General features: G+C 37.6%; 13 protein-coding genes. 5 read left to right on the forward strand and 8 right to left on the reverse strand.

The genetic code is table 11. The features are described 5' to 3' along the window. Positions 1-97: 97 nt before the first annotated feature. A complete protein-coding gene (gene recG, locus V4B17_RS02950) occupies positions 98-2206 on the reverse strand; it encodes an ATP-dependent DNA helicase RecG (RefSeq protein ID WP_455479992.1) in 2109 nt (702 codons plus the stop codon). A 397-nt stretch (positions 2207-2603) separates the two neighbouring features. Here recG and dnaE point away from each other — a divergent pair, with 397 nt between their 5' ends. Beyond that, positions 2604-6092 (forward strand): DNA polymerase III subunit alpha, encoded by a 3489-nt coding sequence (gene dnaE / locus V4B17_RS02955; protein ID WP_455479993.1) that lies wholly within the window; start codon positions 2604-2606, stop codon positions 6090-6092. Positions 6093-6240: 148 nt separating this feature from the next. On the opposite strand, the gene V4B17_RS02960 is transcribed toward dnaE, so the two are convergent. Both V4B17_RS02960 and V4B17_RS02965 read right to left on the reverse strand, forming a co-directional pair. Beyond that, positions 6241-7488: an FAD-binding protein gene (locus V4B17_RS02960; RefSeq protein WP_455479994.1), complete on the reverse strand. Its 1248-nt coding sequence runs from the start codon at positions 7486-7488 to the stop codon at positions 6241-6243. Between the two features lie 34 nt (positions 7489-7522). Then, positions 7523-7771 (reverse strand): zinc-finger domain-containing protein, encoded by a 249-nt coding sequence (locus V4B17_RS02965; RefSeq protein WP_455479995.1) that lies wholly within the window; start codon positions 7769-7771, stop codon positions 7523-7525. 323 nt (positions 7772-8094) lie between these two features. On the opposite strand from V4B17_RS02965, the gene V4B17_RS02970 reads away from it, so the two are divergent. Then, positions 8095-10275, forward strand: coding sequence for an RNA degradosome polyphosphate kinase (locus V4B17_RS02970; RefSeq protein WP_455479996.1), 2181 nt, complete (start codon positions 8095-8097; stop codon positions 10273-10275). 6 nt (positions 10276-10281) lie between these two features. Next, positions 10282-11793 carry an exopolyphosphatase gene (ppx, locus tag V4B17_RS02975; RefSeq protein ID WP_455479997.1) on the forward strand — a complete coding sequence of 504 codons (1512 nt, stop codon included), beginning with the start codon at positions 10282-10284 and terminating at the stop codon, positions 11791-11793. A 452-nt stretch (positions 11794-12245) separates the two neighbouring features. Here ppx and rnd read toward each other — a convergent pair whose 3' ends face one another. Next, the gene (gene rnd / locus V4B17_RS02980; RefSeq protein ID WP_455479998.1) at positions 12246-13400 is read right to left on the reverse strand and encodes a ribonuclease D; all 1155 of its coding nucleotides are present in this window, start codon (positions 13398-13400) and stop codon (positions 12246-12248) included. 131 nt (positions 13401-13531) lie between these two features. Here rnd and aspS point away from each other — a divergent pair, with 131 nt between their 5' ends. Next, the gene (gene aspS / locus V4B17_RS02985) at positions 13532-15322 is read left to right on the forward strand and encodes an aspartate--tRNA ligase (RefSeq protein WP_455479999.1); all 1791 of its coding nucleotides are present in this window, start codon (positions 13532-13534) and stop codon (positions 15320-15322) included. Between the two features lie 533 nt (positions 15323-15855). Next, entirely contained in the window at positions 15856-18105 is a 2250-nt protein-coding gene (parC, locus tag V4B17_RS02990) for a DNA topoisomerase IV subunit A (protein WP_455480171.1), read from the forward strand. Positions 18106-18156: 51 nt separating this feature from the next. On the opposite strand, the gene V4B17_RS02995 is transcribed toward parC, so the two are convergent. The 4 genes from V4B17_RS02995 to purL all read right to left on the reverse strand — a co-directional run bounded on the left by V4B17_RS02995 (position 18157) and on the right by purL (position 22424). Further along, a complete protein-coding gene (locus V4B17_RS02995; protein WP_455480000.1) occupies positions 18157-19410 on the reverse strand; it encodes a multidrug effflux MFS transporter in 1254 nt (417 codons plus the stop codon). 70 nt (positions 19411-19480) lie between these two features. Continuing rightward, positions 19481-19813 carry a Grx4 family monothiol glutaredoxin gene (grxD, locus tag V4B17_RS03000; RefSeq protein ID WP_455480001.1) on the reverse strand — a complete coding sequence of 111 codons (333 nt, stop codon included), beginning with the start codon at positions 19811-19813 and terminating at the stop codon, positions 19481-19483. A 98-nt stretch (positions 19814-19911) separates the two neighbouring features. After that, the gene (locus tag V4B17_RS03005) at positions 19912-20145 is read right to left on the reverse strand and encodes a BolA/IbaG family iron-sulfur metabolism protein (protein ID WP_455480002.1); all 234 of its coding nucleotides are present in this window, start codon (positions 20143-20145) and stop codon (positions 19912-19914) included. A 68-nt stretch (positions 20146-20213) separates the two neighbouring features. Next, entirely contained in the window at positions 20214-22424 is a 2211-nt protein-coding gene (gene purL / locus V4B17_RS03010; RefSeq protein WP_455480003.1) for a phosphoribosylformylglycinamidine synthase subunit PurL, read from the reverse strand. Positions 22425-22701 lie beyond the last annotated feature (277 nt).

The following is a 22701-nucleotide window of genomic DNA, read 5'->3' on the forward strand; positions in this document are numbered from 1 at the left end:
ATTTGTTAAAAAATGATGAGAAGTAGCAAATTCATAAAAAAAATTTTACAATACATATGTAAAGCTTTTAACTTTTTTATTTGATTGATTTTTATTTCTATCCTGCTCGTAATAAACGTGTGGCATCGTCTCGTCCGAAAAGATAAAGAAGAGAACGTAAAGCTTGTCCTTGTTCTGAAGAGAGATTAGGATCACGTTGCAAAAATGAACGTGCATCTCTTCTTGCTATTGATAAAAGATCACCATGTACTGCAAGGTTTGCCATATGAAATTCAGGCATACCTGATTGCCGCGTTCCTAACAGTTCCCCTTCTCCTCGTAAACGCCAGTCTTCTTCAGCAATTTTAAAGCCATCTTCTGTGTTGCGCATAATATTGAGACGTTCTGCAGCCATTTTTGTTAGTGGATCTTTATATAGTAAAATACAGGAAGACTTTTTTTCTCCTCGTCCAACACGTCCACGCAATTGATGCAATTGTGAGAGACCAAAATGTTCCGCATGTTCTATAACAATGATTGAGGCGTCAGGAATATCAATTCCTACTTCAATGACTGTAGTTGCAACTAAAATGCAGATATCTCCACATTTAAAAGATGCCATTGCTGCCTCTTTTTCCTCTGTAGACATTTTTCCATGAACCATGCCAACACGGGAGCCAAATCGTTGATGGAGAACAGCAAAGCGGTTCTCAATTGAGGTAAGTTCGAGAGTTGTTGATTCTTCCACTAAAGGACAAATCCAATAAAGTTTTTCGCCTTTTTTTAACGCAGATGCAATTCGTTCTATAAGTTCATTGATCCGCGTTAAAGGAATTGTTGCCGTAGCAATTGGTTGTCGTCCAATTGGTTTCTCTGTAATTTGAGATACATCCATATCACCAAAAGTTGTTAATACCAGCGTGCGTGGAATAGGGGTAGCGGTCATTACCAGCATGTCCGGTTTGTGGCCTTTTGCTGTAAGAGCAAGACGTTGATGTACTCCAAAACGATGCTGCTCATCAATAACAGCCAATGCAAGATTATTATATGTAACGCTTTGTTGTATAAGAGCGTGTGTACCAATGATAATAGAGGCTTTTCCTGATAAAATCTCCTTCAGAATATTTGTGCGTACTTTTCCTTTTTCTCGTCCTGTTAAAAGAACTGTTCGTAGTCCGATCTTTTTAGCAAGAGGTACAATTGTAGCAAAATGTTGTCGAGCCAGAACTTCTGTTGGTGCCATTAAAGCTGACTGTCCAGAATTTTCTGCAACCTGTGCACTTGCCATTAGTGCAACAACGGTCTTTCCTGCTCCTACATCGCCTTGGAGAAGCCTTAACATAGGTTCGGGTGATGCCAAATCTTTTTCAATATCTTTTATCGCTTTTTTTTGTCCATTTGTTAGCCGGAAGGGGAGGGTTTTCAGCAATTTTTTAGTATAAGTTTTTGTCGTAGGGCGAGAAATTCCGGAAAGAGATTTGGTTTTCAAACGCACGAGACCAAGAGCCAATTGACAAGTGAGCAATTCATCATAGGCAAGACGTTTACGTGCTGTACTTTCTAAGCTTAAATCATCAGGATCGATGGGCATGTGGATACGGCGCAAAGCAACAGAAAAAGAAGGAAAATTTTGCCGTTTTTTAACGCTTTCTTCTATCCATTCTGGTAAGAGAGGAATACAATCCAGGGCATTTTGTATTGCCTGCCTTAGTGTTTTTGCGGATAATCCGGCGGTAGATGGGTAAATAGGTTCAATGAAGGGAAACTGATTTGATTGCTCATTTGGTGTCATATGATCGGGATGTACCATTGAAAGTTGTCCATTGAATCGTTCAATTTTACCTGATACAATGACCTCTTTTCCTTCCGGGAGTTGTTGTTTTAGCCAAGAAGGTTTGGCATGAAAAAAGACTAAATTTATTTTTCCTGTTGAATCATAGGCAATGACCCGATAGGGTGATCGATTATGGCCAGCTGGCGGTGGTTGGTGTTGGTCGATAACAATTTCAAGAGTAGTGGTGACCCCTTCTTGTGCGCAAGCAATGCTGGAACGTATTCTACGGTCTATAACGGAATGGGGCATTAATTGCAGCAGATCAATAAGAGTAGGCTCGCGTTGTGTAGGGTTAATATTTAAGACTTTAGCCAGTAAACTATATACTTTAGGTGTAACCCCAGAAAGGGTACGAATAGAACTAAAAAGAGGGGTAATAAGGCTTGGAAGCATACGGAAATTTAGCCCGCTATTTTTATTTTTTCTAGTGCCTTAAAAGAGCTTTTTTGGGGATAAGTTATATGAGAGAAAGTAGCGTTATTTATACTTTTATTTTAAGAAGAAAAATAAATACTTTAGAAGATGCATAAAATGAAAACAGTGCAATAAAGAGTTTTAATACTGGTAATATTCTGTATGATTTTCTTCTTTTTTTTGTGTTTATTTACTGTGAATAGAGGTATTTTCTTTGTGGAAGTCTCCTGTAAATATAAATAAAAACGGAATATCTTGCCAATAGGTGAGGGAGCGCGCTTATAGATTTAAGGAGGTGATAAGTTAGAGTGTTCCCCATTAATAAGACAGATAAAGATTGCGGTTTAGCATTTATTTTGTAGTGGGAAATTTAAGAGTGGTAGAAGATAAAAATAAAATACGAGATAAAAAAAAATCTCTTCCCAAATTTATTCATTTGAGGGTGCACTCTGCTTACTCATTGCTCGAAGGAGCTTTAAAAATCCCACAAATTATTCAGCATGCGATTTCAGATCATACGCCAGCGGTTGCCATCACGGATACAAATAATTTATTTGGTGCTTTGGAATTTTCGCAATATTGTTTTTCGCATGGGATCCAACCTATTATTGGCTGTCAACTCACTGTTGATTTTGGTGATAAAAATAACAATCCGCATTTTTCTAAATGGCACTGTCCTTCTGATTTTTTCCCTCTTGTTTTGTTAGCTGCTAGCGAGATCGGTTATGCTCATTTGGTTCGTCTTGTCAGCCGTTCTTACCTTGATAAGCGCGATATTGATCCTCCTCATGTTAAAGTCAATTGGCTATTGTCGCACAGTGAAGGAATAATTGCTTTAACTGGCGGTAAGGGAGGGTCTATTAATTTCTCTTTGGCAGAAGGCAAGAAAGAATGTGCTGTTGAACGTTTAATTTATTTAAAAAAAATTTTTGGTGATCGTCTTTATGTGGAATTACAGCGGCATGGTTCTTACGATCGGAAAGTAGAAGCCGCACTTATTGAATTGGCGTATGCACATAAAATTCCTCTTGTTGCAACCAATGAGGCTTTTTTTCTTAATAGGGAGGGATATGAAGCGCATGATGCGCTGATGGCAGTGGCAGAAGGACAAATTGTCTCTAATCCAGATCGTAAACGGGTGACACCAGATCATTATTTGAAGTCACAAGATGAAATGGTTGCACTGTTTTCTGATCTTCCAGAAGCTCTAGAAAATAGCGTTGAAATTGCATTGCGTTGCCATACTGCTACACCAATTCGAAAACCAATTTTGCCTCGTTTTGTAGAACATTCCATGAATTCAAACCACACTTTAGAGGTAGAAGACAAAGAACTATTAAACCAAGCTAAAGCTGGTTTAAAAGTGCGACTTGAGACAATAGGATTGGCTGAAGGATATACAATTGCAGATTATGAGCAGCGGCTTAATTATGAAATTTCCGTTATTACACGCATGCAGTTTTCTGGTTATTTTCTTATCGTTTCAGATTTTATAAAATGGGCGAAGTCCCATGATATTCCTGTTGGTCCAGGGCGTGGTTCTGGTGCTGGTTCACTTGTTGCTTATGCGTTAACTATTACCGATGTTGATCCACTACGTTTTTCTCTTCTTTTTGAACGTTTTCTTAATCCAGATCGTATTTCTATGCCAGATTTTGATATTGACTTTTGTCAAGATCGGCGCGAAGAAGTTATTCATTATGTTCAAAAAAAATATGGACGTAATCAAGTTGCCCAAATTATTACGTTTGGTAAGTTACAAGCGCGTGCAGTGTTGCGTGATGTTGGGCGTGTTTTAGAAGTTCCTTATCGTCAGGTGGATTATCTTACAAAATTGGTTCCTGCTACGCCTGGAAGTCAAATTGAATTGGCTGATGCTATTAAGGATGAGCCTAAATTTGAGGAAGAAAAGAAAAAAGATCCCGTCGTTGGGCGCACATTAGATATAGCGCTTCAGTTGGAGGGGCTTTATCGCCATGCGTCGACCCATGCAGCCGGGATTGTCATCGGTGATCGTCCGCTTTCAGAGCTTGTTCCAATGTATTGTGATCCGCGTTCTGATATGCCAGTAACGCAATTTAATATGAAGTGTGTTGAACAGGCTGGGTTGGTAAAATTTGATTTTCTTGGATTAAAAACGCTTACTATTTTGAAAATGGCAGTAGATTTTGTTGCACGGAAGGGGATCAAGATAGATTTGTTGAATATTCCTCTGAATGACAAAGTGACTTATTCTATGATGGCACGTGGTGAAACGATTGGCGTGTTTCAAGTTGAAAGTTCTGGTATGCGTAAGGCGCTGATAGGGATGAAGCCAGATCGTATTGAAGATATTATTGCTCTTGTTGCGCTTTATCGTCCTGGTCCAATGGAAAATATCCCAACGTATAACGCACGCAAACATGGGGACGAGGAAATCGCTTCCATTCATCCTAAGATAGATCATCTGGTTAAAGAAACACAAGGTGTTATTGTTTATCAAGAACAGGTAATGCAAATTGCGCAAGAGCTGGCTGGCTATTCGCTTGGAGAAGCAGATTTGTTGCGTCGAGCTATGGGTAAAAAGATTCACAAAGAAATGCAAAAACAGCGTACACGTTTTGTGAATGGAGCTGTTGCTGGCGGTGTTGACAAGGATCAGGCTAATACTATTTTTGATCTTTTAGCAAAATTTGCAGATTACGGTTTTAATAAGTCGCATGCCGCTGCTTACGCGATTGTTTCTTACCAAACAGCTTATATGAAAGCACATCATCCGGTTGAGTTTTTAGCTGCTTCCATGACGTACGATATGACGAATACGGATAAATTAAATGATTTTCGACGTGAAGCGTTAAGACTGGGTATTAAGGTTATTGCACCTTCAGTGCAAACATCACACCGCATTTTTGAGGTTGGTGATAACTGTATTTATTATTCTCTTGCTGCCATTAAAGGTGTAGGGGAAGCAGTCGTTGATCATATTGTTGCTTGCCGTGGAAATAAACCTTTTAAGGATTTAGAAGATTTTTGTGAGCGTATTGATCCCCGTATTGTTAATAAACGTGCCATGGAAAGTTTGGTTTGTGCTGGTGCTTTTGATTGCTTTCATATTACACGTGAGATTTTATTGGCGAATCTTGAAATTCTTCAAGCGCGTGCGCTTCGTATTCTTGATAACAATTCTAGTGGACAAACTGATATATTTGGGATGACAGGTGGATTAAAAGAGCCTTTAATTTTAATGCAAACGACTCCTTGGTTACCAGATGAAAAACTTTATCGAGAATTTCAAGCAATAGGTTTTTACTTTTCTGCACATCCCCTGGACGAATATCAAGCTATTCTTGCTAAAAAACGCGTACAAACTTGGGCTCATTTTGCCAATGCCGTTAGAGGAGGAGCAGTTGCTGCTAGACTTGCTGGAACTGTCGTGGCAAAACAAGTACGAAAAACAAAATCCGGCAAGAAAATGGGGATTATTCATTTTTCTGATACGAGCGGACAGTATGAGACAATTCTCTTTTCGGAAGGGCTTTCGGATTATGAAGAAATTCTAGAGCCTGGGAAATCTTTTATCATTACAGTGAGTGCAGAAAATCGCTCTGAAGGTGTTAGTTTGCGGCTTGAGACAGTTCAATCTTTGGAAGATGATTCGTTACAGCATCATAAAATGATGCGCCTCTTTATAAAAACAGTTGATACGCTTCCTCAAATTGAGAAGAATTTGAATCCTCATGGGAGTGGAGAAGTAGGGATTATTCTTATTCAAGAGGATAGATTACGAGAAGTTGAAATTACGCTTCCAAAGCGATACAGGGTCAATCCACGTGTGGCAAGTGTTATGAAATCGATACAGGGTGTTGTCGATGTGGAGTTGCTTTAAACAAAAAATGTGCAGTAACTGCTTGTTTTACATGGTATTTTTCTTTATTGGTGGATTACATCTTCATTTTAAACGGGCTGTAAATCTCACCTTCTTTTGTTCATAAATATTCAAAATAAGCCGAAAAAGTGAGATCTATGAGTCTTTACTATACATTGCCTTGTTCTATTTTTATTATATTCATAGCATCATACATATAAAGCCAATTAAGACTGGACATGATACTCTCTGGCGTACGTATTTTCATGATGAAATTTCGTGCAATTGCTATAGGGCCAGTTGCATGGTAGACTGCCCTATTAAAATCTCCACGTTTTTTTACAGCTATGATTCGGGGCGTGCGTATTTTTTCGTAAAGTGAGAGAGCTTTCGTTAAAGGAAGATCTTTCAAAGAGAGCGTTTCAGCTAATGTGGCGGCGTCTTCTATTGCCATAGCAGCGCCTTGTGCTGCAAAGGGGAGGGCTGCATGTGCACAATCACCAACAAACGCTTGTCCTTCTAAACCTAGAAAGCGATCCTGTTTCATTTGAAAGAGTGGCCAATAGCTCCATTCATCAATATGATCAAAGATTTGCAAAATTTGCAGATCCCAATCTTTAAAAAGAGCTTTTAAATTTTCTTTATCTCCTTTATGTGCCCACCCTTCTTTTGAATTTTCTCCACGAGTAATGGCTACAAAATTAAAAATTTTTTCTGATGATTGAATGGGATAGACAACAAGATGAGTTTTGGACCCCATCCAGGCAGTAATTGTCTTCATATTTTTCAATAAAGAACAAAAGCCTTTAGGAAGATTTTCTAGTTCTGCTGTAGCACGACAAGCAATAAAGCCACTGAAATCTGCCTTTTCATGAAAAGGGGCCAAATGCCTTAGTGTTGACCAAACTCCATCGCATCCGATAAGAAGCGACGTTGAATAAAGTTGGTATTGTTGCGTTTTTAATGCATCTGTTTTTGTTGTTTTTATATGAATATTTTTAGATACAGTTTGAGTAAATGATATAACAGTTTCACCTTTTTTATATTTGATAAAAGGATTTTCCATAACACTATCGTATAAAATTTTTTGTAAAGCGGCGCGATGAATCGTAATATAAGGGGATTTCCATTTTTTTTCCGATAAATTGATAAGATCGATGTGCAGTCGTGTTTTTAAAGAAACCCCATCCCGTAACTCAAAAAAATGTGGTATTGTTCCTGCTTCAATAAGCTTGTTAAGAATTCCCCAATGAGCTAAGATGCGAGTTGCATTTGGAGTAAGCTGAATACCAGCACCTATAACATCAAGCTGTTCACATTTTTCTATAAGTATATTTGCAATTCCTTTGTTGGCGAGTGCTAAAGCAGTGCTTAAACCGGCAATACCTCCCCCAACGATGATTGGTAATTGATCCATGCGTTGACTTCATATGAAAAAAACAGAAAATACACTACAATGAATTGTTTGGATGATATAAACACCCTGTTGGGTTTGTTTGATTATACGATAGTGAGGAAACATAGCGATAAAGTGTTGAACAATAAGGGCAAATTTTTTCATCCATTGATCCCATATCGATAAAAATATGGGGATGATCAAACGGTTGTGTAGCGCCCACACACATAAATTCTTTTACACCAATTTCGATTATTTTATATCCAAGATCGTTTTGAAAATGGGGGATGATGTGATCAGCCATGGCACGTAATCTCCGGGCAAACTGCTTAATAAAGTATGATTTGAATCCTCTATTCTATATGCATTAATTTCCAATAAAGATTATAATAATGCAAGGTACTTTTAAGAAAACTGACTATCTTTTATGTTATATGCGTCAATTTTTATATTTGTAGTGTTTTGTACGTAGAAATAGCTTAAATTATCTTGAAATATTAAATATAAATAATATGCAAAAAGTTGATCATTTATATGTTATTATTACGGTAATATATCGTAAAGAATTCTGTTGAATATTTACTTATAAGAATCTTAGAAAATATCAGGAAAGTTTATCTATAATATATGAAAAAGAGGGTGGAAGATCATATTTCTTTATCGGATATAACAATGAATAATCCGAATCGATTTATTAATAGAGAATTTTCATGGCTACAATTTAATACGCGTGTATTGATGGAAGCCGCTAATTCAAGGCATCCTTTATTAGAACGACTACAGTTTCTTTCGATTTCAGCAGCAAATCTTGATGAGTTTTTTATGGTTCGTGTTGCTGGCTTGACCGCTCAAATTCGTGCTGGGGTTACAGAGTGCAGTGCAGATGGACGTACACCGCAGGAGCAGCTTGATTTTGTGTTGGCCGAGATTTCACATTTGCAAGCTAATCAGCTACAAGAATTAAGAGTTTTACGTCACGAATTAAAACAGAATGGTATCGAAATTATTTCTCCTGATGGGCTTTCAGAAATTGAAAAATTATGGCTTAAAAAATATTTTCTTGATATAATTCATCCCGTTCTAAAGCCTTTACCTGTCGATCATATTCACTCTTTTCCCTTTATTCCCAATTTAGGGCTTTCTCTTGCTCTCCGATTGTCTCGGTGTGCCAATCAATCCTTACTCATAGCTTTGTTGCCTATTCCAATCTCTTTAAAACGTTTTATTCTTCTTCCTCAAGAAGGTAATCATTTTCGTTTCATTGCGTCTGAAGATGTTATGGGCCTTTTTATGAATTATGTATTTCCTGATTATAAAGTTGATGGAATTGGTACATTTAGGGTAATTCGCAACAGTGATATTGAAGTAGAAGAAAAAGCTGAAGATCTTGTTCATTTTTTTGAAAATGCTCTTAAAAGACGTCGTCGCGGGCAGGTTATTCGAATCGAATTTGATGCAAAAATGCCAGAGAATTTACGCCAATTTATAACGAATGGTCTTGCTGTTCCTGATAATTGTATCAGTGTTCTCGATGGATTGTTGGCGCTTAATACGGTATCAGAAATTGTTTCTATTCCACGTGATGATCTAAAATTTATTCCTTATAATCCTCGTTTTCCTGAATGTATTCGTGAATATAACAGTGATTGCTTTGCAGCTATTCGTGAAAATGATATCGTGATTCATCATCCTTATGAGTCATTTGATGTTGTGGTGCAATTTTTACGTCAGGCTGCTAGCGATCCTGATGTTGTGGAAATCAAACAAACTCTTTATCGTACATCAAATGATAGCCCAATTGTTAGCGCTTTGATTGAGGCTGCTGAAAAAGGGAAATCGGTGACTGCTTTGGTTGAGCTTAAAGCACGTTTTGATGAGGAAGCTAATATTCGTTGGGCGCGCGATCTTGAGCATGCGGGCGTGCATGTTTTTTTTGGTTTTATTGCATTAAAAACACACGCTAAAATGTCACTGATTGTAAGGCGTGAAGGAAAACGTCTTTGCTCTTATGTTCATCTTGGAACTGGAAATTATCATCCAGTTAATGCTAAAGTTTATACCGATATTTCTTTTTTTACCACTGATGATGATATTGCTCATGATGTTGCATTGCTGTTCAATTATATCGCTCAGTATGAACGTCCCAATAAAGCAATGAAGATTGCTTTTTCACCCTTAACATTGCGTAATCGTATTCTGAAGCATATTGAAGAAGAAATTACCCATGCACAACAAGGGCATGCTGCTGCTATTTGGATAAAGGTTAATGCATTGGTTGATCCTGAAATCATCGATGCTTTATATCGTGCTGGTAAAGCGGGTGTACAGGTTGATCTTGTGGTGCGAGGCATATGCTGTTTACGTCCTGATATTCCAAGAGTTTCAGACAATATTCGTGCAAAATCAATTGTAGGGCGTTTTCTGGAACATAGTCGCATTTTTTGTTTTGGTAACGGTGAAGATTTGCCCAATGAAAGTGCACTTGTTTATTTAGGATCGGCTGATATGATGCCTCGGAATCTGGATCATCGTATTGAAATATTGGTTCCAGTTTTTAATAAAACGGTTCGTAAGCAGATTCTTTTACAAATTATGCTGGCTAATATTATTGATAATCAACAAAGCTTTGATATATTAGCTAACGGTGCATCAAGGCGTATAACACCACAAAGAGGTGAAATTTCGTTTAATGCGCAGGAGTATTTTATGGCCAAAGAAGATCCTTTGAGGTGGAAAGAATTGTTTGAGTCTTCTGCTTCGCATTTAGTTTCGTTGCATCGGCAGTATGCCAAACTGCGTAAAGATTGAAATTCGATGACATATATGAATGCTCAGGATCGGCTGAAGGGATGCAAGCCTGTTGCAGTTATAGATATTGGTTCAAATTCTGTTCGGCTTGTTATTTATGAAGGTCTTGTTCGTTCTCCAACAGTTTTATTTAATGAAAAAGTTCTCTGTGGTCTTGGTCAAGGTGTTGCAAAAACTGGATTTTTAGAAGAAAAATCCATGAAAATAGCGTTGCAAACATTGAAACGGTTTCATGCGCTTTGTCGACAGATTGGGGCATATGATGTCTATACACTAGCAACAGCAGCAACACGGGAAGCAAAAAACGGATCAGTATTTATTCAAAACGTAGAAAGTATTTTGCAAAATAAAATATACCTTCTTTCAGGAAGTGAAGAAGCTCTTTATTCAGCATATGGGGTTATTTCTACTTTTTATCGGCCAAATGGTATTTCTGGAGATCTTGGTGGCGGAAGTCTTGAACTTATTCGTATTGATGACTCTGATGTAGATGAGGGGATAACTCTACCGTTAGGCGGTTTACGGCTACAGTATCTGTCCAATAATAATATTGCGGTTGCCACAAAAATTGCTCATGAGCATTTCAGTAAATCTGCTATTGTTCGTAAAGGTATGGCACGTTATTTTTATGCAGTAGGAGGAACTTGGCGTAATTTAGCAAAACTTCATATGGCAACCAAACATTATCAACTACCTGTTATGCATGGTTATGAAGTTGATGCCGTTGAAATGAAAAATTTCTTACGCTTTGTTGTGAATGGCAATATCGATAATATGAAAGGAATCTCAGCTGTTTCAAAAAATCGCCGTCAGCTTTTGTCTTATGGAGCGATCGTTCTTATTGAACTTATTCAATCTATGAGATTTGAAAAGATAATCTTTTCTGGAGCTGGAGTTCGCGAAGGCTTTCTTTATTCAAGATTGCCGCAAGAGGTCCGTGTTGCAGATCCTCTCATTGCAGCATGCACTGAAATGGCAATTCTACGGGCGCGTTCACCAAAACAGGCAGAAGAACTCATTGATTTCACTACGAATGCCTTTGATGTTTTTGAAATCTCAGAAACTGAAAATGAATGCCGTTACCGCAAAGCAGCTTGTCTTCTTGCGGATATTGGGTGGCGTATACATCCAGATTATCGAGGAAATGAAGCTGCTAATCAGATAGCATTGGGATCTTATCCGGGAATTTCTCATGAGGGGCGCCTTTATGCTGCGCTTGCTGTTTTTTTTCGCAACACAAGTTTATTAATTGATGAAGAATCTTTTCCTATTTTTCAATTAGCAACCAGAAATATAATTGAAAAAGCACGAATTCTCGGTGAAACTATGCGTGTTGCTCATCTTTTTAGTGCGTCTACCGCAGGTGTTTTACCTCATTTATTATGGCATAAAAAAACAGATCATATTGTCTTGCGTATCCCAAAACGTTATGCTGATTTATTAGGGGAACGCCCTCTTACTCGACTGAAGAAATTATCTAAAATAATAAAATTGCCTCTTTCTTTTGAAATTTTTTAATTCTTTTTCTATCCTATATTACATTGTTATGTATTTTGATCGTTATGCAGCTTCATCTTGTGGTTTTTGAGTTGCTCTTTATAATAAGGCATTCATTTTTATGATATAATAGTGCAGAATGTCATGCTTCTACACTTTTATTTTGCGCTAAGCTGCTTTTTTATAATACGTCAACATATTGTTATATAATAATTTTTTCTATTTTAGAATTGAATGCTTTCCGCTGTTAAGATTTAGTCATCATTTTGGGAGCATATTCCAGTTAATAGTGAAAGTGCTTACTTAAAGTTTGTTGAGAGCCCGTTTCTATTTTTTTAAATAAAATTAGCTTAGCGAATTAATTGTTAATTTTTTTCTTTTCTACCAAATTTGACATTAAACGAGGTATACAATCCTCTTCAGAAGATTTTTATGGCGGCAGTCGTATAATGCAAATGGTTATTTTTTGTAAATTAAAGCTGTTTTGTACTTATTTTTCCATTATTAAAATAAAACCCTATCTGTCCATTGAGCATTTGTTCAGCTTTTTGACCAAATATTTCATAGCGCCAACCATTCATAGCAGGGATATTTTTTTTGATACACCCATTTGCGATTTTTTCTAAATCATTGGAATTTGCAATAATTTTAGGTGCAATACCGTTTTCGTTCGCAACAACTTTTAAGAGTACTCTGAGAAGCTCGATAACGGCAGTCGATGTCTCATTAAGTGGATTATATCTAGGAAGGGGAGGCAAAGTAGCAAGGTCAACCTCTAACCCTTCATGTACAGCTTTTATTAATGTTTGTGCGATTGAGAATTTATCCCAATTTTTATTCAGGCTACGTAAACGCTTCAAAGCAGATTCGTCTTTTGGCTGTTGAATTGCGATTTCAATAAGACATTCATCTTTCATGACATGACGACGCGGAATGTTATAATTTCGTGCTTTTCGTTCACGCCAAGCTGCTACTTTTTGTAATACGGCAAGCTCACGTGGTTTTTGTATTTTTCCTTTTACTTTTTTCCATGCTTCATCTTCAGGTATATCATAGGTTTTTGGATTTAATAGAATCGCTATTTCATCATCCATCCAGTGCGTGCGCTTATTTTTTTCTAACTGCTTTTTTAATAAGAGATAAACATCTCTCAAATAGGTCACATCAGCAAGTGCGTAAAGAAGTTGTTTTTCGGAGAGGGGGCGGCAACTCCAATCTGTAAAACGGGAAGATTTATCAATTTGATGACCCGTGCAGCGTTGTACAATTTGATCATAAGATATAGAATCACCAAATCCGCAAATTGACCCCGCTATTTGCGTATCGAAGAGAGGATAGGGAATGATTCCTCCAAGATGATAAATTGTTTCAATGTCTTGACGTGCAGCGTGAAAAACTTTGACAATATTTTTATCGACCATGAGATCAAAAAATGCTTGTAAATTAATATCTTGTGCCATTGGATCAATCATCAGCGTGACATCTGGTGATGCAAGCTGGATTAAACACAGTTGAGGCCAAAAAGTCGTCTCGCGGATAAATTCGGTATCTACTGTTACAAAATCTGAGGTACGTAAGGCATCAAGTGCAATTTCAAGATCTGTTATTTGTGTAATAAGATTCATCATTCTATTATAGCCGGATAAATTAAATTTGTCTTTTATTGACTTTTTTTTCGAGTCTTTATCCTCATACCTTGACAAATGGTTGCCAAAAAGCGTTTGTAGCGCATGTGGAATTATAATCAAAGGCAAAAACTATGCACCGTTATCGCAGTCATAATTGCGCTGCCCTTCGTAAATGTGATGTAGGAACAAAAGTTCGTCTTTCTGGATGGATTCATCGTATCCGTGATCATGGCGGAATCCTTTTTATAGACTTACGTGATCATTTTGGAATTACACAGATTGTTGCCAATCCTGCTTCACCAGCTTTTAAAGTTATTGAAATGGTACGTTCTGAATGGGTCATCCGTGTAGATGGGGAAGTGTATGCACGTTCTAATGAAGTTATTAACACATCTCTTTCAACAGGAGAGATTGAAATTGTTGCGCAAGAGGTAGAAATTCTTTCAAAGTCTGATGAACTTCCTCTCCCTGTTTTTGGCGAACCTGATTATCCAGAAGATATTCGGTTAAAATATCGTTTTCTTGATTTACGTCGCGAAACTATGCACAAAAATATAATGCGTCGCACTGAAATTATTGCTGCCATTAGACGGTTTATGCAAGACAATGGTTTTACAGAATTTACTACACCACTTTTGACAGCATCATCACCAGAAGGAGCGCGCGATTTTTTAGTTCCAAGTCGTATTCATAAAGGAAAGTTTTATGCACTGCCGCAGGCACCTCAACAGTATAAACAATTGCTGATGATGTCGGGTTTTGATCGTTATTTTCAAATTGCTCCATGTTTTAGAGATGAAGATCCACGTGCTGATCGTCTTCCGGGAGAATTTTATCAATTAGATGTTGAAATGAGTTTTGTTGAACAGGAAGATATTTTTGTGACAATGGAACCCATTATGCGTTCTCTTTTTGAAGAGTTCTCAAATGGAAAGCCTGTAACACAAAGCTTTCCTCGTATTTCTTATGATGAATCAATGCAGAAATATGGTTCTGATAAACCAGATTTACGTAATCCGATTATCATGGAAGATGTTTCTCGGCATTTTTGTGATTCTGGTTTTAAAATTTTTTCTCAAATTTTAGCGAATGATGAAAATGCAAAAGTGTGGGCTATTCCGGCTAGAACAGGTGGAAGTCGTGCTTTTTGTGATCGTATGAATGTATGGGCACAAAGTGAAGGACAGCCGGGACTTGGGTATATTTTTTGGCGTGAAGAAGAGGAAAAGTTTAAAGGAGTTGGTCCTATCGCCAAAAATATTGGCGAACAAAGAACTGAATCACTCCGCACGCAGCTTGGCCTTGAGAGTGGTGATGCCTGTTTTTTTGTGGCGGGAGATCCAAAGAAATTTGCATCTTTTGCGGGAGCGGCACGCACACGGGTAGGGGAAGAATTAGACCTTATCAATCGGGAGTGTTTTTCTTTAGCGTGGATTGTTGATTTTCCATTTTTTGAATGGAATGAAGATGAAAAAAAGCTTGATTTTGCGCATAATCCCTTTTCTATGCCTCAGGGGGGAGAAAATGCTCTTGAGTCCCAAGATCCTCTTAATCTTAAAGCTTTTCAATATGATCTTGTTTGTAATGGTTATGAGATTGCATCAGGTGGAATCCGTAATCATTCACCAGAGATGATGCTTAAAGTTTTTAATCTTGCCGGTCTTTCTAAAGAAGTAGTAGAAGATCGTTTTGGTGCTCTTTATCGTGCATTTCATTATGGAGCACCACCGCATGGCGGTATGGCAGCTGGTGTTGACCGTATTATTATGCTTTTGCAAGGCGTTAAAAATTTGCGCGAGGTTGCTTTGTTTCCTATGAATCAGCAAGCACTTGATCTTTTGATGAATGCTCCATCTGATGTTTCTGCTGCACAATTACATGATTTAGGAATACGAGTTGCCTCTGCTGCAAAAAATGGTTAATAAATTTACTCTAAACTTTTACCATTTTTCTATCTACAGTGTAATTTTAATGTTTTTAAATTACATTAGCGTGTGTATTTTTTATAAAAAACTTAGATATATGATTCATTTAAATTTTTAAATGTTGTAAAACAGCTATGTATCTTCGCATCTATAAGATAATGCAGTATTATAAAATATTGCGTTATCTTTGGGAAATTCGTAGAGTTCACTGTAAAAAAATCTTTGTTATTTACCATGCGTGGTTTCTTGTTAGATATCTATAAGGTGAGAGATCCCATTTATTATTAGATTTTTTAAAAAGATCTCAGATTCTTTCATTAAGTATTCCTGTATAAAGCTTAGATGCAGTTCAGAGCGCGTGTATAAAATTTTTCAAATTGGTTGTAACTTTCTTTTCATGTTCTAATCACACTACCTCTTTTTTATATAGTCGATTTTAAATAAAAATAAATCGATTCATAAAGAAATTGTAATAAAAAAATCTTATGGAATAATTGCTTATTATTTTGAGAATTGTCGTCTTAATTGCTATGTTTAGTAAAATGAGTTTACCTTTTGATCAAGAACACATTGAACCAATAGAATTACGTTCTGCTTTACAGGAGCGTTATTTAGCTTATGCACTTTCTACTATTACTCACCGTGCATTGCCTGATGTACGTGATGGTTTGAAACCTGTGCATCGTCGTATTGTCCATGCTATGCGTTTACTTAAACTTAATCCAAGGCAGTCTTATGCGAAATGTGCACGAATTGTTGGGGATGTGATGGGAAAATTTCATCCGCATGGTGATGCGTCTATTTATGATGCATTAGTGCGTTTGGCTCAGAGTTTTGCCGTTCGTTATCCCTTGATTGATGGACAAGGCAATTTTGGTAATATTGATGGTGATAATGCTGCTGCTATGCGGTATACAGAAGCGCGTATGACTGAAGTGGCTGTATTGTTGCTTGAGGGGATTAGTGAAAACGCCGTTGATTTTCGTTTAACCTATAATGAGGAAGATGAAGAGCCGGTTGTTTTACCGGGGGCTTTTCCTAATCTTTTAGCGAATGGTTCTTCAGGTATTGCTGTTGGTATGGCAACATCTATTCCACCCCATAATGTTGCTGAGCTTTGTGATGCAGCACTTCATTTGATTGCACATCCTGATGTCAATGATGAGGAATTGAATCAATTTGTGCTTGGACCTGATTTTCCAACAGGTGGTATTTTAGTTGAGCCTAAAAAGAGTATTGAGGAGTCTTATCGTGTAGGACGTGGTTTTTTTCGGTTGCGTTCACGTTGGCATCAGGAATCTGGTAGCCGTGGTTCTTACGTGATTGTTGTTACTGAAATTCCCTATCAGGTTCAAAAATCACGCCTTATTGAAAAAACAGCAGAATTACTCCTTGCACGGCGATTACCAATGCTTGAAGATATTCAAGATGAGTCAGCAGAAGATATCCGCATCGTGCTTGTTCCTAAAAATCGTACTGTTGATCCAGAGATTCTTATGGAATATCTTTTTAAATTAACCGATTTTGAAGTCAGATTTCCTCTTAACCTTAATGTTTTGTCTTTAGGAAAAATACCGAATGTTCTTTCTTTGCGGGAAAGTTTGCAGCAATGGCTTGAACATCGTCAAGAAGTCCTTATCCGTCGCTCTCATTATCGGCTTAATCAAATTGATCACCGATTAGAAATTCTTCATGGATATCTTATCGCCTATTTAAATCTTGATGAGGTCATTCAGATTATTCGTGAAGAAGATGAACCAAAAAAGAGGCTCATTAATCGTTTTAAATTAACAGAAAATCAAGCTGAAGCCATCTTGAATATGCGTTTGCGTTCTTTACGTAAACTTGAGGAATTTGAAATTCGTAAAGAATTTGAAAGCTTGAGGACTGAAAAAGAACAACTGCAGAATTTGTTGTCCTCTCGTACAAAGCAATGGAAAATAATTTCAGAGGAAATTATAAAAGTTCGCAAAATTTTTTCTCCTGATACTTTCTTAGGAAAAAGGCGTACAACGTTCGAGGAAGTACCAAGGCGTGATATTGACGATATTCATCAGGCAATGATTGAGAAGGAACCGATTACTGTTGTTATTTCTGAAAAAGGATGGATGCGTACTTTAAAGGGACATTTGAGTGATTACAGCACACTTTCTTTCAAAGAAGGAGACAGTTTGAAGTTAGCGTTTCCAGCGTTTACTACAGATAAGATTGTGTTGGTAAGTACTGGTGGAAAATTTTTTGCTGTTGCTGCAAATAGTTTACCTGGAGGGCGAGGACATGGTGAACCAATTCGTCTTTTAGTGGATATGGATGATGAGCATGATATCTTGATAGCTTTTGTATATAATGCACAGGAAAAACTTCTCTTAGTTTCATCTCATGGAAATGGCTTTATTGTATCTGGGGCGCAAGCGATTGCTAACACACGAAAAGGCAAGCAAGTTATGAATGTGAAGCCCCCTGATCAATTAAAGCTTTGTATTCCAGTAAAAGGTGATCATGTTGCAGTGGTTGGTGAAAATCGTAAAATGCTTGTTTTTGCTACTGAACAAATACCAGAAATGAGTCGCGGTAAAGGTGTGCGTTTACAACGTTACAAAGAGGGGGGCATTGTTGATGCCAAAACTTTTAATTTATCAGATGGGTTAAGCTGGCAAGATACAGCCGAACGCTGCTTTAATCGTCAAGCTGACGATCTTATTGAATGGATGGGAGCGCGTGCTGGGAAGGGGTATTTGGTTCCAAAAGGCTTTCCAAAATCAGGAAAATTTACCAATTAAATCATAAAGAAAATGTTGTGTTATTTCATTAACTTTTCATAGCAGCATTTATTAATGAGAATTACTATCGTACTGTCTAAAAAGAATTCCACGTTCGGCCCATAAAACAAGAAATATGGCGATAATACTGAGAAAGAAAAATCCTGCTGCATTTGGGGTGGTTGTTTCATTGAATTGTTGTGCAATTATAAAGCTAAGGCTTGTTGCAATAGATGTTTGAAGAAAGCCAGATACAGAAGATGCTGTTCCAGCGATTTTTCCTACTGGTTCGAGAGCAAGTGTATTGAAATTGGCCATAATGCCGCCGCAGGCAAACATCAGTATAGAAAATAACAGCATATAAAAAAGAAAAGGGAGAACACCATCTGTTAAGACAGATCCAACAAACCAAATGCATGAAGTAGCACAAAACAGCAAAAGCATGCTATGCGCTATACGTCGCATTCCGAGGCACCCCACGAGTTGAGAATTAAGGAATGATGATAGAGCTTGAAAAGCTGCGCCGATGGCAAAAGCAATAGGAAACCAGAATCCTAGATTATAAATCCCTTCATACGTCTGCTGCGATGTATTAACAGCGGTAAAAATACAACCTAAAATAACAGAAGTTGCCAGTGTGTAGCAAAGTGCTGTGTGGTTGGTGATAACAATCCATAAGTTATGTTTGATTGCAGAAAAGGAAAGAGAGCGTCGTTTATGAAGAGTCTCAGGCAAGCGCAGTTGAATCCAAACCATTAGTCCAAAACCAATCATTGCCATGAATATAAAAATAAATTGCCAGTTTCCGAACAGTAAAATGACCTGTCCTGTTGCTGGCCCAATCATTGGTGCAATAAGAAAAACTATCATGACGATAGACATAACTTCTGCCATTTTTCGTCCACTATAAATATCACGTACAATAGAAACTGTGAGCACACGCATAGCGGCACCTCCCATACCTTGTAAGATACGTAAAATAAGCAAGATAGAAAAATTGGATACAAAGGCAGAACCAATCGCTGCAAATGAATATAAAGCAAGACCAACAAGAATAATCTTACGGCGCCCATAACGATCGCTTATAGGACCAAAAAGTATTTGCGTGATGCCATAGCTAATAAGATAACTAGAGATTATATAATGCTGATCATTTTCATTGATGACATTTAAACTGTTCAAAATGTCAGGCATGGCTGGCAGCATAATATCAACAGCTATAGAATTGATAGCCATGAGCGCACCAATGAGAATAACAAATTCCTTATAGCCAATTCTTTTTCTAATTGTATCAATATGCTCTTGCTCGTCGACTGAATATGACATACGGCATCCTTGAGATAAAAATTTCGACTGAACAACAGCTCTATAAAAGACTAAATACAATGAGAGATGTCTATGATTTATTGCAGGAAATATTCTTTTCCTTTAGCAATCCGTGCAATTCATTATTTTGAAACATCTCTTTCACGATATCGCAGCCGCCAACAAATTCACCTTTGATATAGAGTTGTGGAATTGTGGGCCAGTTTGAGTAGTCTTTAATTCCTTGACGCAATTCGCTAGAAGCTAAGATATTAATCCCTTTATAATCTATCCCTAAATAGTCAAGGATTTGAACAACCTGTCCTGAAAATCCGCATTGTGGAGCATCAGGTGTTCCTTTCATGAACAAAATGACATCATTTTTTTTAATTTCATTGTCAATAAAATCATGAACAGTGCTCATCTTTATTCCTCGATGTTACAGATCTTGTAAGTGTGCATTTATACTCATACCATTTTTTAATCGTATTGAGTGAATGAATGCAAGGAAAAATTTGTAAATTATTTGGGAATATTTGTTTGCAACATTAAAGCATGAAGGTCGTTTCCCATATTTCCTTTAAGAGCATCATAGACCATCTTATGTTGTTGGACACGGCTTTTTCCACGAAAACTTTCGGAAATTACTTCCGCAGCGTAGTGCTCTCCATCACCAGCGAGATCACGAATGATTACAGTTGCATCAGGAATACCTTCACGAATAAGTACTTCAATTGCACTGGCACTCATTGCCATGATTTTTCTCCTTGTGCTTGTCAATTTTTTATAAGAGTATCATATAGTCAAAAGAAACGGAAAATTCTTTATTCTTCGCCCATAAATTGCGGAAACCAATTTTCATAGGCTTTAGTAAGTTTTTCTACTGAAAGTGTTAATATCCCTTCTATATCAAGTGCATCACCCACAACTTTACCAATCTCTATTAAAGAAACGGCACTTATTTTTGCAAGCTTTTTGAGATCATTGAGCGCTTCAGGTTTGACTGCTAAAAGATAACGTCCTTGGTCTTCTCCAAAGAGTTCTGCATGTTCTGGTGATTGGTTACTTAATTTTACTTTGATTCCTTTACCTGCTTTAATAATCATTTCTGCAAGTGCAACGGCTAGCCCACCATCAGAAAGGTCATGAGCGGCATGAACAAAACCACGATGAATGACTTCTCGCACAAATTGTCCATGTTTTTTTTCAAGCTGTAAATCTACAGGCGGTGGGGCACCTGTATCAATATTCACAATATTCCGCGCGTAGATTGATTGTCCTAGATGAGAGCCACAAGCTCCAATCAAAACAATAGGATCTTCATTTTGCATACCACCGATTGTTGCCATTTTAGACCAGTCATCAAGAAGTCCTACACCCGCAACTGTTGGTGTGGGAAGAATGGCTTCTCCATTAGTTTCATTATAAAGAGAGACATTGCCTGAAACGATGGGTAAGTCGAGAATTCTACAAGCCTCACCTATGCCTTTAATAGCGCACACTAATTGCCCCATAATTTCAGATTTTTCAGGATTACCAAAATTGAGATTATCTGTAGCCGCAAGTGGTGTTGCACCCGTAGTGCTGATATTTCTCCAACATTCCGCGACAGCTTGTTTTCCTCCTTCATAAGGATCAGCTTCACAATAGCGAGGCGTTACATCAGAAGAAAAGGCAAGAGCACGTTTATCATTATTGCTTACGCGGATGACTCCTGCATCGCCTCCTGGAGGAACAAGAGTATTTCCTTGAATAAGCGTATCATATTGTTCATAAACCCATCGTCGTGAACTTTGATTAGCAGAATTTAATAAGCTAAGGAGTGCATCACCGAGATTTTCAACTTGCTTGACTTCTTCGATTTTAAGAATCGTTTTTCTTTCAGGCTCACTCCATGGGCGATCATAAACAGGTGCTTCATCACCGAGTTCTTTGATGGGAAGATTGACGACCTCTTCTCCTTGATGCAATACACGGAAACGCAAATCATTTGTTGTTTTTCCAATAATAGAAAAGTGAAGCCCCCACTTATGAAAAATTGCTGCCGCTCGTTTTTCTAATTCCGGTTTAAGCACCATGAGCATACGTTCTTGGCTTTCGGAAAGCATCATTTCATAAGCTGTCATGTTTTCCTCACGGACAGGCACTTTATCAAGATTAAGCTCTATCCCCAGATTTCCTTTTGCTCCCATTTCAACTGCAGAGGATGTTAATCCTGCTGCGCCCATATCTTGAATAGCAACAACAGCTCCTAGTTCCATGAGTTCTAAGCAGGCTTCAAGAAGGCATTTTTCTGTAAAAGAATCACCCACCTGAACAGTTGGACGTTTTTCATCGATTGAATCGTTAAATTCTGCGGAAGCCATTGTTGCTCCACCGACACCATCACGTCCTGTTTTAGCTCCAAGATAAACAACAGGAAGTCCTACTCCTTGCGCTTTAGAATAAAAAAGAGAATCTGTCTTTGCAATACCAGCGACAAAAGCGTTTACAAGGATATTACCATTATAACGCTCGTCAAAATTTACTTCCCCACCAACGGTTGGGACGCCAAAAGCATTACTATAGCCACCTATTCCAGAAACAACGCCAGAAACAAGATGGCGTGTTCGTGGGTGATTAGGGGATCCAAAGCGCAATGCATTCATAACTGCAACAGGACGGGCACCCATTGTAAAGACATCACGCAAAATACCTCCTACACCTGTTGCCGCACCTTGATAAGGTTCAATATAAGAGGGATGATTATGGCTTTCCATTTTAAAGACTATGCATTGACCTTCACCAATATCAACAACACCGGCATTTTCACCAGGTCCTTGAATGACGCATTTTCCTTCTGTTGGGAGCGTTTTAAGCCACTTTTTCGATGATTTATAAGAACAATGCTCGTTCCACATTGCAGAAAAAATGCCTAGCTCTGTGAATGTTGGCTCTCTTCCAATTAAAGTCAAGATATGCTGATATTCATCATTTTTTAGGCCGTGTTGTGCAACTAATTCTGGTGTAATAGTGATGTTATTACAAGGATTCATAAGTATTTTATCCATCAAATTAATTAAAATTTAGCATTTTTATTGTTCTAAACCTAACAATCTAAATCATGGTTTTTTCTGTTGTTTGATAAGGTATAAATTCATAAACTACTAATTAAAATATTGGTTATTTGTTTAGTAAACTCAGGGATCTAAAACAGCCTTTGAATAAGTTTTTGTGTGTTGAGAAAATGTTTTCCATTATATCCATGAAGCATTTGATTTGTATATTTACTCTGCACAGAAGATATATAAATTTTTGACTTTAAAACGGAAC

The organism is Bartonella sp. B23 (assembly GCF_053793815.1).

Bases quoted from the DNA above. Each gene is read 5' to 3' on its own strand.
- grxD (WP_455480001.1), bottom strand. From the start codon at position 19,813: ATGAGCACTGTTCATGATTTTATTGACAATGAAATTAAAAAAAATGAT.
- V4B17_RS02995 (WP_455480000.1), bottom strand. From the start codon at position 19,410: ATGTCATATTCAGTCGACGAGCAAGAGCATATTGATACAATTAGAAAA.
- V4B17_RS02965 (WP_455479995.1), bottom strand. From the start codon at position 7,771: ATGGCTGATCACATCATCCCCCATTTTCAAAACGATCTTGGATATAAA.
- V4B17_RS02970 (WP_455479996.1), top strand. From the start codon at position 8,095: ATGAAAAAGAGGGTGGAAGATCATATTTCTTTATCGGATATAACAATG.
- parC (WP_455480171.1), top strand. From the start codon at position 15,856: ATGTTTAGTAAAATGAGTTTACCTTTTGATCAAGAACACATTGAACCA.
- V4B17_RS02960 (WP_455479994.1), bottom strand. From the start codon at position 7,488: ATGGATCAATTACCAATCATCGTTGGGGGAGGTATTGCCGGTTTAAGC.
- purL (WP_455480003.1), bottom strand. From the start codon at position 22,424: ATGAATCCTTGTAATAACATCACTATTACACCAGAATTAGTTGCACAA.
- rnd (WP_455479998.1), bottom strand. From the start codon at position 13,400: ATGATGAATCTTATTACACAAATAACAGATCTTGAAATTGCACTTGAT.
- aspS (WP_455479999.1), top strand. From the start codon at position 13,532: ATGCACCGTTATCGCAGTCATAATTGCGCTGCCCTTCGTAAATGTGAT.
- recG (WP_455479992.1), bottom strand. From the start codon at position 2,206: ATGCTTCCAAGCCTTATTACCCCTCTTTTTAGTTCTATTCGTACCCTT.
- ppx (WP_455479997.1), top strand. From the start codon at position 10,282: ATGACATATATGAATGCTCAGGATCGGCTGAAGGGATGCAAGCCTGTT.
- V4B17_RS03005 (WP_455480002.1), bottom strand. From the start codon at position 20,145: ATGGCAATGAGTGCCAGTGCAATTGAAGTACTTATTCGTGAAGGTATT.